Below are 569 nucleotides of genomic sequence, written 5' to 3' on the forward strand. Positions count from 1 at the left end.
AACCAATAACCCAGCCAGCGCCGCACGGCACCCGGAGCAGGAGCCATCGCCCATTGATAAAGCCGGTGGCTGATGCTGCCTGGTAGCGGCAAGCGCTCCCTGACCCAGAGTTCCAGACGTGCGTAGGACTCGCGAGTGCCCAGCACCAGGGTGGGCCCCAGTTCGCGACGGTCGTTGTCGCGAGTGCCGAGGGCCTCGGGAAAATTCAGGCAAAACCTGGCAACCAGCCAGGGCGCCAACAGGTAGCGTGCCTGCCCGCTGGCGGCAAACACTCTGGCGGCCAATGCCTGATCGTGGCTGGACAGCGCATGCCTTAGCGCCAATTACCTTGCGTCCGAAAGCAGAACTGCATGACTCAACTGCAGGTCCGGCTGCCAGTCGACAGAGGGAAATATAAAGGCCGCAGCCCGGCTCTGGCGCGGATCGGCAACGTCGCCAACGGGTTCGTTCAGCAGTCGGGCATAGTCGATCACCCCGCTGTCATCAGCCTCAGTCAGGCCGCGCTTGTCCAGCAACACGACGATGCCCGGTGAGGCGACGCGCACCTGAAGAAGCGTATCCAGCCCGTC

The 569-nt window shown here is 63.6% G+C and carries 1 pseudogene; it reads right to left on the reverse strand.

Features of this window, described 5'->3' with window-relative positions:
• Nucleotides 1–569: pseudogene (locus ALO43_RS15615) on the reverse strand (AMP-binding protein); the annotation flags it as partial.

The sequence above is a fragment of the Pseudomonas tremae genome (genome assembly GCF_001401155.1).
GTDB lineage: Bacteria > Pseudomonadota > Gammaproteobacteria > Pseudomonadales > Pseudomonadaceae > Aquipseudomonas > Aquipseudomonas tremae.